The organism is Clostridium neonatale, from assembly GCF_001458595.1.
GTDB lineage: Bacteria > Bacillota > Clostridia > Clostridiales > Clostridiaceae > Clostridium > Clostridium neonatale.
On sequence record NZ_LN890328.1, the window covers coordinates 2,831,187 to 2,847,672 of the forward strand.

Below are 16,486 nucleotides of genomic sequence, written 5' to 3' on the forward strand. Positions count from 1 at the left end.
AATTTTTCTTTGAAACATTACTTAATTCTTAATAAAATTTAAATTCTTTAAAAGTTGTTCTATTAAAAGAACCTGTATCTTCTTTTCTATAAACTTGTATACACGCTATAGAAAATGCAATTAAAAGCCAATAAGAAAATACGTATGTTATTGAACTTGGTCCAAAACTTGCTGGTGCAAATGCTATAAGACCAGAAACTGCTGCAAAGCACATTACACTTTTTTTCTGTATTCCAATAACTATATTAGATATTAATAAGTATAAATAATAAACTCCATATAATATTACACCTGGAACACCAAAGTCAGCTAATATTTCAATTGGATAACAATGAGGACTGAATACAGTCCCTGTATTTCCTTGATTTCTTACATATTGTTCAACATTTCCTACACCATATCCTAAATAATTCTTATTATGTATTAATCCTTCAACTAGTACATCTTTTATTATTGTTCCTCTTACATTTACGGACCCTTCTCCACCTTCTTCAAATTGCATCTCTTCTAATGCATGAATTTTATCCGAAAGTGTAATATTCTCCACTTTTTCTCCATCTACCGGGGCAACCTTAACTAAATATCCACTATAATTATAAGCTATGTAAAATCCTCCTATTAATATAAGTGGAAATATTATCTGTTTTACGCCTAATCGTCTTATACTGCATATTGAATATATTATATAAACTATAAATCCAAATATAAAGGCAAAAGACCCAGTTCTTGAAGTAGTTACAACTATTAAGCCAAAAGCTGCAATAGACACTATTATGAACCATACTTTTAATATTATATTTTCGAATTTATAAATTGCATAAAAACATAATGGAGAAAGAATAGCTAATGTTGCTGCTAAGTTATTTGTATTAAATGAAAAGGCTATTGGTCTTGCATTAATCATATTTCTATGTAATTGTGATAAATTTTCAAATGAATCTGCATAATGCTTAACTGGAAGCTGATGTCCAAGTAATACTTCAACAAATCCAACTAATACAGTTAATGATATTATCCCCAAAACAACTTTAATTGTAGTTTCTAATCTTTTTCGATTTATGTTATAGATCATTAAATCTACTATAAACGCAAACATCATAATATATATTGCTATATATTTTACTGCTAAACTTTTATTTAAAGCCCATGTTACACTTATACACATATAAATAAACCATATTACAAAAATACATAATATAACTTTATTAATATTTTCCCATACTTCATGCTCTCTAAAAAATTTATAAAGTGACATTAATGTAAATATAGCTAAAACTATATGAAACATATATACACTTTCTATTCCTGGCACATGTAACACATAATCATAACACAATGAAATTAAAAGTATTGCATATAATTGATCATATATTTCTTTTTCTCTCATTATTATGCTTGCCAAAATAACTGTTCCTATATACATTCCTGAAACTAGATAACTCTTATTCAAAACTCCTAATATTGCAGCTATTCCACAAACAATTAATGATAATATTATTGTAGATTTATTTTCTCTCGTCATATTTACTCCTTATCTGCATTTTCAGCAGCTACCTCATCTTCGTTTTTATAGTGATATGTTGGCACTATTAACTGCATCTGTCGTTTAAGTTCTTTTATGTCATCAACTTCTAATAATTTACGTAATTGTTCAAGCTTTATTGTCAAACTATTCATATCTTCAAATGTTGGTTTACCTACATGAATTTTTTTATGAACTGTGTCTTCTAAACCTTCTTCACTCATTAAAAGTTCTTCATATAATTTTTCTCCCGGTCTTAATCCTGTAAATACTATTTTAATATCTCTGTTAGGTTCAAGTCCTGAAAGGCGTATTAAATCACATGCCAAATCATAAATTTTAACAGGTTTACCCATATCTAATACAAATATTTCTCCACCTTTAGCAAATGCACCTGCTTGAAGTACTAGCTGAGCTGCCTCTGGAATAAGCATAAAATATCTTATTATTTTTTTATGAGTGACTGTTACAGGCCCACCATTAGCAATTTGTCTTTTAAATAACGGAATTACGGAACCATTACTTCCTAGAACATTACCAAATCTTACTGCCACAAATTCTGTTTCTGATTCTTTATTTACAGCTTGAATAATCATTTCACATAATCTCTTAGTCGCACCCATTATATTAGTTGGATTAACTGCCTTATCAGTAGAAATCATTACAAATCTATCAATCTTCGCTTCACTTGCTTCAAGTGCTAAATTTAATGTTCCAAAAACGTTATTTTTAATAGCTTCTTTAGGACTATCTTCCATTAAAGGAACATGCTTATGTGCTGCTGCGTGGAATACAACATCAATATTATTTTTCGTAAATATTTCATGAAGTCTATTTCTATCTCTAATAGATCCAATAAGTACCTTAAGCTCTAGATCAGGGAAGCTGTCTTTAAGCTCGTTTTGTATATCATATGCATTATTTTCATAAATATCAAATATGATTAATTTTTTAGGATTAAATACAGCAATTTGTCTACAAAGCTCTGATCCTATGGACCCACCGCCTCCAGTAACTAAAATAGTCTTTCCTTCTATGTACTCTGCTATTCCTCTATTATCAAGCTGAATAGGGTCTCTTCCAAGTAAATCTTCTAAATCTACATCTTTAATTCTACTAACTGTAGCATCACCATTAATTATTTCATACATTCCTGGTATAATCTTAAGCTTACAGTTTGTTTCTTTACATATATCTATTATTTCTGCTTTATTTTTATTATCAAGAGAAGGAATAGCAATTAATATCAAATCAATTTCCTGTTCTTTTGCAATGTAAGGAATATCATGTCTATTACCTTCTATCTTTATTCCTGAAATTCTTCTTCCAAGCTTATCTCTATCGTCATCAATAAGAACAATAGGATTATATTTAAGCTCTCTTCTTGAAAGTATTTCATTTATAATCATTGTTCCTGCTGATCCTGCCCCAACAACCATTACTCTTTGCTGATCTGCCGAATATTTGTATGGTACATATAAAAGAATTCTTCTATAGACTCTATAAAGAATTCTATATCCTAAAACAAAGAAAATTGCAAGTAATGTACCAACCACACATACGTTTAATGGAATTGTTGCTCCAAACCCTCTAGTATATGCTATAGTTAATATACTAGCTAGAATATTACCTCCGACTCCAAGCAAAAATTCATCAGTACCTGTTAAGTGCCATAAACTATCATACATTTTAAATAAATAGAAACATACTAAGTATATTAAGCTTAACACTACTACATCTTTTGAGTAGATTCCTGCAATTTCAGTAAATGAACCTAACTGAGTTATATTTATGGCAAAAAGGTATGCCATATTAACCATAAATAAATCAATTATCATAATAGTTAGTGTTTTCCAAATCCTCATAACGAACTCCTTACTCACTCTACAATGAATAAATTAAATCATCGATCATTGTTCAATTAAATAATAATTATTTTTCTATCTTAAAACATTAAATATCTTTAACATTAGTTTTGGACAATATCTTATACTTTTACACTGAATAAAGTATCTTATATTATTTTTATCAAATCTTTGAATTTTATAATTCTCAAGATACTTTTTAACATCTGTCTTATTTAAAAATTCAAATAAAGCTTCATAAAAATCTTTATTTCTTGAAAATACAGAGAATATATGTGAAATGGAGTATGGAATTTTAAATTCAACTAAGAATTTTTGAATTTCTTTATATTCTCCACTTTTTCTTACGTATTCAAGTAAATCAACATATGAATTATAGCAGTCTAAATGCTTCAAAGATACATTTTGTGTTATTGAATTTTCCCAAATAACATAATATGCCAATACTTCATTTACTGATATAACTTTTTTTGAATGCATTAAAGCCTTTACTATAAAGATCATATCTTCTCCATATTTTCTATTACTATCAAAAAACAAATTATTCTCTTTAATTATTGAAGCTTTATATATTGCACTTCTCATCCCTATTGTAATATCATCGCTTAACTGCTTAAATGCAGCACTCTTACCATCTATGTAATTTTCTAAATAGTTTGTTCTATTCTTAACTAAAGTGTCACCTTCAGAATTTACTTCACTATAATCACAAAAAACTATATCGCATTCTGTTTCTCTAGCCTTATTATACATATGCTCAATAAAGTTTTCATGGAAATAGTCATCCGAATCTAAAAATGTTATGTATTCACCGTTAGCTTCCTCTATACCCTTATTTCTTGCAACACTTACTCCAGAATTTTTTTGTGTTATTATTCTATAATTAATATCACTATTTTTAAGTAATCCTTCTGCAATTTCAATACTTTTATCTGGAGAACCATCATCTATAAGAAGTAATTCAAAATTTTTATCTGTTTGATTTATTATTGATTTTATATTTCTTTCAATGCATTTCTCTACATTATATACGGGAGTAATTATAGATACATTTATCAATGTCATACGCTCCTTATTCATCAGTTGGTAGTTAATCATTGACGGTTTATAGTTAAAATTTATACTTATTATCTAAAATTTTTAACGCTTAATAAAAATTACACTAATCCCAAATAAACAAGATACATCTATATAACTTCAAATGTCAATTGTAAACTATATAACTACTTTGAATTATACTCACATTGCATTTTATATGCAATATATAGTCATATTTATTAAGTAAATTTTCATATTCATTTTTAATTATCCTTAATTAATATTCTCTTAATTAATTAAAGATTTATGAGCTTTAATTATTTTAGCATGCCATTGTCTTTCTTCTTCCTTTGGTAAGGTCATATAATCTCCATATAACTGTGTTAATATTGCATCTGGATTTTTAGGCGCATAAAAATATTCACCTTCAAACTCTAATTTACTAACCTCAAAAAAATCTTCCTTCTTATATATATATTCATCCCAAGGTGTATCAACGCCATATGCCATGTAAGGAGAATTTACATCGTTCCATTTGATTAACTTATAAAATAATCTTTGCCTGCCTTTATCTTTTAATACATTCACAACTATTTTATAAATAGCATGAGTTATTTTATTTTTTAAAGTTAATTTTTCTGGCATTTCACGCATTCTTACAAAACTTTTTATTATATTATTACTGATTTTTCTTTGAATTTTATAAACAAACTTACTTTTTGGAAGACTGTCATAAGGTAAAACATCAATATATATTCCATTATGCATATCAGGATTTTCTGCAATTACTTTTTGTATAAATAATGTATTATTATATCTTATCTTGCACGGAACTTGATATATATCATAATTTTCATCACTATCAAATGTTTGCAAAAATAAATTATCTGGTAATTCTTTTTTTGCAATTTCTAAAAATTTTCTATAATCTTCCCTAAGCATTCCTATATCTAAATCATCATCCCAAGGAATAAACCCCTTGTGTCTTACTGCCCCAATTAAAGTTCCGGCATCTAGAAAATATTTTATATTATGTTTTTCACAAATTTTATGTACTTCTTTTAAAATTTCTGTCATTAACTTTTGCGCATCTCTAAGCCCTAAATCAACATATTCATCATCATTATATAAATTTTTATTCATAAATTAACCTCACTTTTAAATTATCAATTGTCACTTGTCAGTGATCAACTAATGTTGAAACTCCATAAGGAATTTCTGAAATTTATTTTAAAATTTTGCTTTGCAAAATTATCCCTAATCTCACTCCACACGCCCATAGATAGAAAAAATTTGATTATTTCATTAAGTGCTTAATTTATTTTTTCAAATAATACTTTTCTACAACGTTAGGACTCATAAGTATTATCTTACTTAATACTAAATATTTTAATCTATCTTTTTCAAATCTAACCATTTTATATTTTCCTAAAGCATTTCGCACTTCTTTTTTATTTATAAATTCATAAAGTTTTTCACGCAACTCATCCTTAACACAAAAGGCTGCAAAAATATTTACTATTCCGGCTGGAATTCTATTTTGAATCATAGCCTTTTCTAATTCTAAATTTTTTATTTTATCTCTTATGTATTGTAACGTTTCAATATTTGAATAGTAAACATCTAAATAATTTATAGAAACAGTATTCATGGCTGATTGCTCCCACTTCACATAATGAGCATAAATATTATTTAAGCAATATATCTTCTTAGAATGCGCATATGTTTTTATCATAAAGGAAATATCTTCTGCAAATTTTCTATTTTCATCAAATTCAATATTATTTTCTATAAGTAAAGATCTTTTAAACATATTTGCCATAATATGAGTGTATGAGATTCCATAAGCTAATCCAATTGAACTTTCTATACCAGAATATATTCCTTCTTTTAAATCATTCTTATTATCAGTTATTGGAGTACCATCATTATTTTCAAAAACATATGAAGAATATATTACATCAAAATCTTTCTCTTTAAGTTTAGTATAAAAATCTAATAACATATTTTTATCTATGTAATCATCTGAATCCAAAAATTGAACATATTCACCTTTAGCTTCTTTTATTCCAAGATTTCTTGCTGAACTTACTCCGCCATTTTTCTTTTTTATTATTCTATAATTCACGTCACTATCTTTTAAATATGCATCTGCAAATTCACTACTGTCATCTGGTGAACCATCATCAATAAATAGAACTTCAAATTCCTTAAAAGTTTGTTCTTTTAAAGATTCCAAAGTTCTGATAATTCTATCTCTTACTTTATATACAGGCACTATTACGCTTATTTTATAATCCATAAAAAATCCTGCCTTTCATATTTTCATAAATATCCGTTTATATTATATCATAATAATTATTTAAATAGAAAAATACAATAGCATTTCACCTAAAATAAATAAAGGACGTACTAAGTTTATATGATAACACCCGAAAAGAAGCTCTCATGTTATGCTTGATTGCTACAAAAAATAAGCTAAGAATTCAAACATGCAGACTGCATCCACAACTGTTTGCTCCAATGTAAAATTGGACAAACAATTGTGGAACAAGTCTACATGCAAGAATTCTAAAGCTCATTTTTTGAATGCAATTCTCCGCACAACAAGAGAGCTTCTTTTCTTTGTTTCATCTAAATTATAGTATCAGTGTTATGTTGCTATAACTATAATCATATTAAGATTAAAAAATAATTATTTATAGATGTTAAAGATTTAAAAAGTTAATATCTTATCCTTAAAAAAATGGCATATCATAAATAAATGAAATACCTACTCATATATATTCGTAGGCATAAGCGATTCACACAAAATCATAGATTTCGGCTCTCTGCTTAAAAATTTGCACTTATAAAAAGAGTAGCTATACTGTAATTTGGATATTTTATTATTTATTAGGAAACAGATGACTTTTCTAAGTAGTTCCATAAATTATAACTAAAAAAAGTTATATGCCTATGATTTTAGAGAAAAACAAAGAAATTCAATATATGAATATGCGTAGTATTGTATTGAAAATTTGAGTTATTAAATTCTTAGACAGAGGCTGTTCCAAAATTGTTTGTCCAACACTTGTTGTTGGAGCAAACATTTTTGGGCACAGCCTCTGTCTGTAGAATTTTTAACTCAAATTTTCCTACAATACGAGCATATCATATATTGAATTTCAGTTGTTATCCACTAAACCATGATTCTACGTCCCTTATTTATATTATTCTTTAACTCCAGTATCACCAACACCTTGCATAAACCACTTTTGAGCCACTAAAAATAGTATTAATAAGGGTAAAACTGTTATGGTACTTGCAGCCATTATTTCTGGCCACTTGATCCCGTATGCTCCCCCTTGAATAAAGAATTGTCTAAGTCCAGCTGAAATCAAAAACTTTTCTGGGCTCTTTGTTATTAATGAAGGATACATATAATCATTATAGTAAGTCACAAAACTTATTAGTCCAAAAGTAATAAATGTAGGCTTAGTTAATGGAAATACTATCTTCCATAATATTTTCCAATGACTGGCACCATCTATTCTGGCAGCTTCAATTAGACTTTTATTAATTTGCAAAAAAGCCTGTCTCATTAGAAATATTCCAAATACATTTCCAAGATTACTAATTATAATTCCTGTCAGTGTATCTATTAAATTAATTTTAGACAAAATCATATAACACGGTACATAAGTAGCTGCTGATGGCAGCATATATGTCCCCATTATAATTGCAAATAATATTTTTCTCCCCTTAAAATTAAATTGAGTAAGTGCATATGCAATCATTGCACTTCCTATTATTTGAAAAGCAACAATTATTGTTGCCACAAAAAAACTATTTCCAATATATACTTCAAAAGGCGCTTCTTTGAAAACTTCTAGAAAATTGCTCCAGTTAAATACCTGTGGTAATAATTTAGGTGGAAATTGAAATATTTCATCTTTAGTTTTTAATGAACTAGTCATCATCCATATGAAAGGAAAAAAAGTAACTATACTTATACAAATAAGCATAATATGCCTAAGACTTTCACATATTATTTCTTTGTTAGTTTTCTTTCTTGGTATATATAATTCTTCGATTTCTTCATTTTCTTTAATATTCCTAAATGGACTTGTTGTTATATCCATTTTAATCCCACCTTATTATTTAATAATGTACCCATTTCTTTGATGCTCCAAATTGCAATATTGCTAGTATTGCAACAATAATTAACAATACAGTTGCTATTGCTGTAGCTTGTCCTGTATTAAAGTTTTCAAATGCTGTTTGATAATACATATATAAAATTGTTCTTGTACTTCCTGATGGTCCTCCTTGAGTCAAAACTCTAATCTGATCATAAGCTTTAAGAGAATCTATCATTAAAATTATGCTTAAAAAGAAAGTAGTAGGTGATATAAGTGGTAATGTAATACTTTTAAATTTTCTCCATTTACTTGCTCCATCAACATCACATGCTTCATATAAACTCTTCGGAACCTTTTCTAAAGCTGTTAAGTAAAAAACCATAGCCCATCCTACTTGCTTCCATACTGTTACTATAATTACTCCAACCATTGCTGTACTTGAACTTTGTAGCCATTGTGACTTAGGTAGACTTAATAGTTGAAGTATATAATTAGCAAGTCCTGTTTCTGGCTCAAAAATCCAACACCATACTATTGAAATTGCAACTGTTGGCGTAATCCATGGAGAAAAGATTATAGCTTTATAAAAAGCGCCACCTTTTATTGATTTCTTTAATAGAACAGCTAAAGCAAGTCCTATGATTATTGTTGGTATTACAGTCCCTATCATAAATGCTAATGTATTTTTTAATGCCTGATAAAACATCTCATCTGACGCTAATGCCTTATAATTATCTAACCCAACTATATTATAAATTGAGCTCATATAATCCCAATCAGTAAAACTTATAAATATGGATTTAACCATAGGATAAATCCAAAATATACTCAAAGGAACTGCTGCTGGCAAAACAAATAATAAAATAGTTAGTATTTTTTTTATCTTTCCATTAACTCTGCTTTGATTAATCATAAAATTCACCCGCTCTTCTTATAGTTCATTTTTTGAACGTCTTAATACTATCATCGTTCATTGTTCAATACAATATGTTCATGCTTTTTCTTTATCTAAATATAATTTAAATAAGGGACGTACTAAGTTTAGAGTGAAATAACCGAAATAAAGCCCTTATGTTGGGCGGTGCCCTGCATTCAAAAATGAAGCTTTAGAATTCTTAATGTAGACTTGTTCCACAATTGTTTGTCCAATTTTACATTGGAGCAAACATTTGTGGATGCAAGTCTGCATGTTTGAATTCTTAGCTTCATTTTTCTAGCAAGCGAGCCACACATAAGGACTTTATTTCTTTGTTTCATCTAAATTCTAAGCACCTCATTATTATTTTTGTAAATAAATGCATTTTAAAATTACATCATAGTTATTTATACATGTTAAAAATTTAAAAAGTTAATATTTTATAATTTTTAAAAATGTATGAATCTATAAAAGAAAACTTCTTCATTAATAGATGAAGACGAGCTATGTTCGTAGCTCACCAAGCATTATATAGTCAAATAGCATCTATGCTGCGATTCGGATCTTTCCTTATTTATTGGGCACTACAGAAATTTTATAAGCAATTTCATAATTGCTACAAATATTTGAGAACCATATTTTTAGACATATAATATTCCTAAAAATATAAATTATACCAAGAAAAATTGGTTATTTGTGATTTTAGAGAAAAACAAAGAAATTGAATATATGAATACCCGACTCACATTCGTTCGCTGGGTAAGCGATTCACACCAAATCAAAGATTTGGGTTCTCTGCTTATGCGTAGTATTGTATTAGAAATTTTAGCTTTTAAATTCTTTGGCAGAGGCTGTTCCAAAACTTGTTTTTGGAGAAAACATTTTTGGGCACAACCTCTTTCATTAGAATTTTGGGCTGAAATATTTACGCAATCGAGCATATCATATATTGAATTTCGGTTGTTATACTCTAAACTCTGATTCTACGTCCATTATTTATTAGCACTATCAAGAGCCTTTTGTGCTATTTTTTGTGCTTCATCTAATGCTTCTTTAGCTGATGCATTTTCTATTTCAACTTTATCAGCTGCTACTTTTAGAGCATCATAAATCTTACCATCTGTCGGGTCACTGAATACAGAACTAGCATGTGATGCTTGTGATGTTGGGAATGCTGCTTGCGGATTTTTTGAAATATAATCCTTAAAAGCATCTGTATCTGCACTCAATTTATTAACTGATATATATCCTGATGCTATTGACCATTTAGCACTTACTTCAGGATTTGTGAAATATTTTATAAATTCATATGCACCTTGAACCTGTTCTTCATTAACACCTGCTGGAACTGAAAAATATCTTCCTTCTGCTACTGGTTTAGCTTCCTTACCTTCTTTAAATGCAGGTTGTTCCATTGCTCCAAGTTTTGTGAAATCTAAATCTCCTTGATCCCCTGATGATCCAGTATATCCAGCTGCTTTACCTTTAACTACATCATCTATTGTTGCATACCAATACTCCCAACCTTGTCCAGATGAATGAATTTTCATAGTTTTATCATCATGAATCCATTTTCTAAAGCTTTCCCAAACTTCAACCCATTCATCTGAATTAATAGTTACTGTTTTTCCATCTTCACTTAATAAGCTTCCACCATTGCTTAATGATGCATCAACTAAATTATCTGGTCCCCACATTGGTTCCCATCCATAAAATTTTACTTCATCACCATCTTTTTTAGTTAATTTTGTTGCTGCTTTTGCAAGATCCATCCATGTCTTAATTTCTTCTGGATTTACTCCAGCATCTTCAAAACTCTTCTTGTCATAATATAAAAGTTGTGTAGTTCCATACGCAGGAAATCCAATCAATTTGTCTTCCTTTTTTACTATATCCATAAATGACTCTAAATAATTTTCATCATTATAATCTGAGTCGTTTGTTGTGCATTTGCTTAAATCTGAAAGCAAATCTTTATCTGAAAGAATTTTAACTTTATCGCTTTCTAATAATGCTAATGCTGGAGTTTTATTTCCTGCAATAGCAGCTTGTAGATTTTTAAATGTAGTATCATAATCTTCTTGAGCTACACCTTTTACTATGTATTTATCTTGTGATTTATTAAAATCACTAATTATGCTTTCCATATTTTCACCTAGTTTTCCACCAAGGCCATACCAGTATTCTACAACTATTTTTCCATCTTGCTTTGCATTGTTTTCATTCGATGCATTAATACTAGTGTTTCTTCCACATCCTATAAAACTACTACCAATAATTGTTATCATTCCTAGTGTAATTAATTTTTTTAATATTTTATTCATACCATATCCCCCTAATTTGTTCTTGAGTTCATTTTTTGAACAACTTAATATTATCAACGTTCACTGTTCAACACAATAAGTTCATAGAAAAATCTTCTTTAATATGTATTTTATATGAGATTAATAATGTATAATTAACATATACTAAAAGTGCTTTGGAGGGTATTACATGAAGAAATTTAACATTAAATCTATTCTAATCTCAGTTCTAATTATTTCATCACAAATTATTTTTACAAACTGTACATATGCTGATGACATAGCCGATTCTAATAAAAATAATAGCTTGAAGCTTATCTGGAGTGATGAATTTGATGGAGACACTATAAATACTAATAATTGGACCTATGATATTGGGAAAGGTAATAGCGGATGGGGAAATAATGAATTGCAATATTATACAAACAGAAATGATAATTCAAGAATTGAAAATGGTAACTTAATAATAGAAGCAAAGAAAGAAAATTTTGGTGATAGCCAATATACTTCTGCTAGATTAAAATCTAAAGGACTTCAAGAATTTACTTATGGAAGAATTGAAGCTAGAATAAAACTTCCATCCGACCAAGGAATATGGCCAGCTTTTTGGATGCTTGGAAGTAGCTTTAATGGCGATGAAGACTGGCCATATTGTGGCGAAATAGATATTATGGAGAATGTTAGTAAGCAAAAAGATATATATGGATCTATCCATTGGAATAATAATGGACCAAATACTTTTGGTTCAAAATTATCTATAGAAAATGTTGAAGATTACCATGTCTATGCAATAGAATGGACTCCTTCTTATATTAAATGGTATGTAGATGATGTTTTATACAACACAGCTATAATAGGTCCTGTGCCCTTAAATAATAGTAGCTACTATATCCCAAATGATACTATTAAAAATAATGAAGCTTTTCACAAACCATTTTTCTTATTACTAAATGTTGCTGTAGGCGGAAACTGGCCAAAATCACCTGATAACACAACAAAATTTCCTGCAAAGATGTACGTAGATTATGTACGTGTATATGAATCTAATTAATATACAAACTAAATTTATAGATTAATAATAATAATAATAATAATAATGTTGTTGTTAAGTATTTAGAGTTTAATCCTCTGCATATATTTTATTAGATTAATATATATGGAGGATTAAATTTGTCTTTTAAATATAAATATTTAGGATACAAAGAGGAATGTAAAAAAAAGCCAATTTCTTTTTTACCACAACACCAAAATAAGCAACCTGGACTTGAGTACTTAATGAACCCACCTCCTATTTTCGATGATCCCAACTATAAAGGAAGTAACAAATTAACTAATAAAGTTTCTGTAATCACTGGCGGAGACAGTGGTATTGGAAGAGCTGTATCTGTAGCATTTGCAAAAGAAGGTTCACACATAGTTATTGTATATCTCGATGAGCATAAAGATGCAATTGATACCAAAAATTATGTTGAGTCTTTAGGTAGAAAATGTATTCTGCTTTCAGGAGATATAAAAGATGAAAAGTTTTGCAGCCAAGTAATAGAAAATACAATTTCTAAATTTGGACATTTAGATATATTAGTTAATAATGCAGGCGTTCAATATCCTCAAAACAAATTAGAAGACATCTCATCAAAACAGCTTGAAGATACCTTCCGCACAAATATATTTTCAATGTTTTATCTTACTAAAGCTGCATTAAAATATCTTAAAAGAGGTTCCAAAATAATTAATACAGCATCTGTTACTGCTTATAAAGGGCATAAGCTTCTTATTGATTATTCAGCAACTAAAGGTGCTATAGTCACATTCACCAGATCACTGGCCCTTTCACTTATTTCCCAAGGAATAAATGTTAATGCTGTTGCTCCAGGTCCTATATGGACCCCTCTGCAGCCTTCAAGTTTCTCTGCTGAGTATATAACAACATTTGGTACTGATACCCCTATTGGAAGAGCTGGTCAACCTGTTGAACTTGCTCCTGCATATGTATATTTAGCTTCTGACGATTCAACTTATGTTACTGGTGAAGTTCTTCATATAAACGGTGGCTCATTTATCACTTCATAATTTTAAATTTAAAAATAAAGCCCTGTGTTTTTTCAAACATAGGACTTTACTTTTAGAAATTTAATCTCAATATATTTTAAATTGTTAATAAAAGGGCTTTAATTAAGCTTGAACTCCATTTGCTGCATCAAGTTCTTGTTGATAGTTCATTGTATCTATCTTCTTAATGAATGGGAAGTAGATAACAAATCCAACTGCCAATAATACTGCTTGTGCTAAAGCATATTTAAATCCACCTAAAATGAAACCTGAAAGTATTGGTGGAGTTGTCCATGGTGGTAATTGTCCACCCATTGGAGGAAGTATTCCAGTACTAATTGCTAAGTATAATAATATTGCATTTACAACTGGTACTGCTATAAATGGAACACCTATTATTGGGTTCATTACTATTGGAGTACCAAATAATATTGGTTCATTAATGTTAAATAAAGCTGATGGTGCTGATAATTTACCTAGTTGCTTAAATTGAGCTGATTTTGCTAGGAAACACATAAATATAACTATACCTATTGTTTGACCAGAACCTGATAAGTTGATAAAGTTGTCAAGGAATTGCTGTGTAACTATGTGAGCACCGTGAGCTAAATCTAATGTACCTGCTGCTTGTAAAGCTGCATTGTCCATAGTGTTAGCTGTCAATAAAGTACCAACCATTCCACCAACAGTAACTCCCCCATGAATTCCAAAGAACCATAAAAATGGAACGAAGAATGCGATTAACATTGCTCCACCTAATGAATCTGAAGCTCCTTGTAATGGTGTTTGTACAAACTTATAAATCATTTCTGGTAATGAAGTATTAAATCCAAATTTGAATATTCCATAAATCAAAGTTGCACCTATAAGGATTGCAGCTGCTGGAATTAATGCTGAGAAAGAGTTAACAACACCTTCTGGCACACCTTCTGGCATTTTAATTCTTATATCCTTGTGGATAAACCAAGCATATATTGCTGCAACAGATAAAGAAACTAATATAGCTGTAAACATACCTTGTCCACCAGTCCATGTCATTGGAATTACGCTTCCAACTTGTACAGATTCTGTAGCGCCTTCTGGAGTGAACATAACAAAATTATTATTAAGAATTAAATAAGTACTTAATGCAATTGTTGAAGCTGACATTGGCTCAACGCCTTCATTTCTTGCATAAACATAAGCCATACCTATAAGACCTACAAGTGCCATTATATTCATTGTAGCACCTTGACATTTGTATAATGGATCATTCCAGTTTGGACCAAATGTATTTGCCATAAAGTTAGTGAATGATTCCAATGGAAAAGCAGCTATTAATAAAAATAACGATCCAACAATGTTTAATGGTAATGTGTAAAGCATACCATCTTTTAAAGCTATAATACCTTTCATGTTAACGAATTTCATTATAACTGGAACTACTTTTTCGTTTAATGTTTGATTAAAAGACATGATAAATTCCTCCTTTAAAATATAATTTAAATTTTTTATAAATAATTACAAATAAATAATTTGTTATTATTATCCCTTATATGATATCTACCCCTTAACCTCTTTACTTCCAAGAATACATTCCCCTACCTCAATTTTTTATGATTCTTAGAAATATTTTTTCATTGGTATAGTTGATTAATAATTATTTAACTAGCTTTAGAGCTAATTCTAATACTTTTGCACCATTCATCATTCCATAATCAATCATAGGAATAACTTCAACTGGTACACCAGCTGGGTCACATTTTTCCTTTACTTTTGATAGTGTGTAAGCTACTTGTGGTCCAAGTAATGCTACATCCATACTATCTAAATGTTGATCAATTTGAGATTCTGGATATGCATTTATCTCACATTCTACTCCCTTTGCTTTAGCTGCTTCCCTCATTTTGCTTACTAATACACTTGTTGACATTCCTGATGCGCAAAATAATTTAATCTTTGTCATATTTAATTCCTCCCTTTTATTTTTATATATAATATATTTAATAGACTATCATTTTATTGTTATTATTGATTTAATTAATTATTTAGCTAATGTGTTTATTATTTTTCTTAACTCCATAATTTGCTCTATTAAATTTTTTTCAGTAATTGCTGTCATTAAATGATCTTGAGCATGTACAAACAATATAGAAAAATCAACCTTTTCTCCTGCTGCTTCTTTTTGAAGCATTTCTGTCTGAGAATCATGAGCTTTTGATAATGCTTCATTAGCTAATTTTATTTCTTCATCTGCTTCATCATACTTACCTTCATTTACTTTACCTAATGCCATATATGCATGATTCTTACAATCTCCTGCATTTATTATTATGTTCATTATTGCTAATTCTAATGGTTCCATTACTATACCTCCTAGTTTCTTCTATCGCTTCTTACACTCATATATAGAGCAATTCATGTGCCAAACACTATCCACTGTGTTTATTTTTTAATAGCAATTTATTTAAAGGTCTCGGTATTTCTATACTTGTCCAATATTATTATTTTTTTATAAATTTTATAATTTATAACGTATTTTTTAGTGTTTCTAGTTTCTTTTTAGTGTGTGTGAGAATATTTTAGTGTTTTAAATTTTAGTCATATATTTAAACACTAAAATATTTATAATTGACCTTTTAATTTAAATTATGTTATTATTTTCATATAATGTAATAGTTATCAATGAA

13 protein-coding genes are annotated in these 16,486 nt (G+C 28.9%); 2 read left to right on the forward strand and 11 right to left on the reverse strand.

Annotation, left to right across the window (positions count from 1 at the left end):
• Positions 1-28 precede the first annotated feature (28 nt).
• The 8 genes from BN2920_RS19530 to BN2920_RS19565 all read right to left on the reverse strand — a co-directional run bounded on the left by BN2920_RS19530 (position 29) and on the right by BN2920_RS19565 (position 11,789).
• Complete coding sequence (locus tag BN2920_RS19530; protein ID WP_058296632.1) at positions 29-1,522, reverse strand: O-antigen ligase family protein; 1,494 nt, start codon at positions 1,520-1,522, stop codon at positions 29-31.
• 2 nt (positions 1,523-1,524) lie between these two features.
• Positions 1,525-3,387: a polysaccharide biosynthesis protein gene (locus BN2920_RS19535; RefSeq protein ID WP_058296633.1), complete on the reverse strand. Its 1,863-nt coding sequence runs from the start codon at positions 3,385-3,387 to the stop codon at positions 1,525-1,527.
• 75 nt (positions 3,388-3,462) lie between these two features.
• Complete coding sequence (locus BN2920_RS19540; protein ID WP_097919253.1) at positions 3,463-4,446, reverse strand: glycosyltransferase family 2 protein; 984 nt, start codon at positions 4,444-4,446, stop codon at positions 3,463-3,465.
• Positions 4,447-4,713: 267 nt separating this feature from the next.
• A complete protein-coding gene (locus BN2920_RS19545) occupies positions 4,714-5,568 on the reverse strand; it encodes a LicD family protein (RefSeq protein ID WP_058296635.1) in 855 nt (284 codons plus the stop codon).
• A gap of 175 nt (positions 5,569-5,743) precedes the next feature.
• Positions 5,744-6,727: a glycosyltransferase family 2 protein gene (locus BN2920_RS19550; protein WP_058296636.1), complete on the reverse strand. Its 984-nt coding sequence runs from the start codon at positions 6,725-6,727 to the stop codon at positions 5,744-5,746.
• 910 nt (positions 6,728-7,637) lie between these two features.
• Positions 7,638-8,549, reverse strand: a complete 912-nt coding sequence (locus tag BN2920_RS19555) for a carbohydrate ABC transporter permease (protein WP_058296637.1) — start codon at positions 8,547-8,549, stop codon at positions 7,638-7,640.
• 19 nt (positions 8,550-8,568) lie between these two features.
• Positions 8,569-9,462, reverse strand: a complete 894-nt coding sequence (locus BN2920_RS19560) for a carbohydrate ABC transporter permease (RefSeq protein WP_058296638.1) — start codon at positions 9,460-9,462, stop codon at positions 8,569-8,571.
• 995 nt (positions 9,463-10,457) lie between these two features.
• Positions 10,458-11,789 carry an ABC transporter substrate-binding protein gene (locus tag BN2920_RS19565; RefSeq protein WP_058296639.1) on the reverse strand — a complete coding sequence of 444 codons (1,332 nt, stop codon included), beginning with the start codon at positions 11,787-11,789 and terminating at the stop codon, positions 10,458-10,460.
• 169 nt (positions 11,790-11,958) lie between these two features.
• Here BN2920_RS19565 and BN2920_RS19570 point away from each other — a divergent pair, with 169 nt between their 5' ends.
• Together BN2920_RS19570 and BN2920_RS19575 are read left to right on the forward strand one after the other, a co-directional pair.
• On the forward strand, positions 11,959-12,819 hold the full coding sequence (locus tag BN2920_RS19570) for a glycoside hydrolase family 16 protein (RefSeq protein ID WP_058296640.1): 861 nt from the start codon (positions 11,959-11,961) through the stop codon (positions 12,817-12,819).
• A gap of 119 nt (positions 12,820-12,938) precedes the next feature.
• Positions 12,939-13,838, forward strand: a complete 900-nt coding sequence (locus tag BN2920_RS19575) for an SDR family oxidoreductase (protein ID WP_058296641.1) — start codon at positions 12,939-12,941, stop codon at positions 13,836-13,838.
• 102 nt (positions 13,839-13,940) lie between these two features.
• On the opposite strand, the gene BN2920_RS19580 is transcribed toward BN2920_RS19575, so the two are convergent.
• The 3 genes from BN2920_RS19580 to BN2920_RS19590 all read right to left on the reverse strand — a co-directional run bounded on the left by BN2920_RS19580 (position 13,941) and on the right by BN2920_RS19590 (position 16,161).
• Positions 13,941-15,272, reverse strand: a complete 1,332-nt coding sequence (locus BN2920_RS19580; protein WP_058296642.1) for a PTS sugar transporter subunit IIC — start codon at positions 15,270-15,272, stop codon at positions 13,941-13,943.
• 184 nt (positions 15,273-15,456) lie between these two features.
• Positions 15,457-15,762, reverse strand: coding sequence for a PTS sugar transporter subunit IIB (locus BN2920_RS19585; RefSeq protein WP_058296643.1), 306 nt, complete (start codon positions 15,760-15,762; stop codon positions 15,457-15,459).
• Between the two features lie 78 nt (positions 15,763-15,840).
• The gene (locus BN2920_RS19590; protein ID WP_058296644.1) at positions 15,841-16,161 is read right to left on the reverse strand and encodes a PTS lactose/cellobiose transporter subunit IIA; all 321 of its coding nucleotides are present in this window, start codon (positions 16,159-16,161) and stop codon (positions 15,841-15,843) included.
• Positions 16,162-16,486 lie beyond the last annotated feature (325 nt).

Coding starts and splice junctions, on each gene's coding strand:
- BN2920_RS19580 (WP_058296642.1), bottom strand. CDS start 15,272: ATGTCTTTTAATCAAACATTAAACGAAAAAGTAGTTCCAGTTATAATG.
- BN2920_RS19550 (WP_058296636.1), bottom strand. CDS start 6,727: ATGGATTATAAAATAAGCGTAATAGTGCCTGTATATAAAGTAAGAGAT.
- BN2920_RS19535 (WP_058296633.1), bottom strand. CDS start 3,387: ATGAGGATTTGGAAAACACTAACTATTATGATAATTGATTTATTTATG.
- BN2920_RS19590 (WP_058296644.1), bottom strand. CDS start 16,161: ATGGAACCATTAGAATTAGCAATAATGAACATAATAATAAATGCAGGA.
- BN2920_RS19585 (WP_058296643.1), bottom strand. CDS start 15,762: ATGACAAAGATTAAATTATTTTGCGCATCAGGAATGTCAACAAGTGTA.
- BN2920_RS19530 (WP_058296632.1), bottom strand. CDS start 1,522: ATGACGAGAGAAAATAAATCTACAATAATATTATCATTAATTGTTTGT.
- BN2920_RS19555 (WP_058296637.1), bottom strand. CDS start 8,549: ATGGATATAACAACAAGTCCATTTAGGAATATTAAAGAAAATGAAGAA.
- BN2920_RS19565 (WP_058296639.1), bottom strand. CDS start 11,789: ATGAATAAAATATTAAAAAAATTAATTACACTAGGAATGATAACAATT.
- BN2920_RS19570 (WP_058296640.1), top strand. CDS start 11,959: ATGAAGAAATTTAACATTAAATCTATTCTAATCTCAGTTCTAATTATT.
- BN2920_RS19545 (WP_058296635.1), bottom strand. CDS start 5,568: ATGAATAAAAATTTATATAATGATGATGAATATGTTGATTTAGGGCTT.
- BN2920_RS19560 (WP_058296638.1), bottom strand. CDS start 9,462: ATGATTAATCAAAGCAGAGTTAATGGAAAGATAAAAAAAATACTAACT.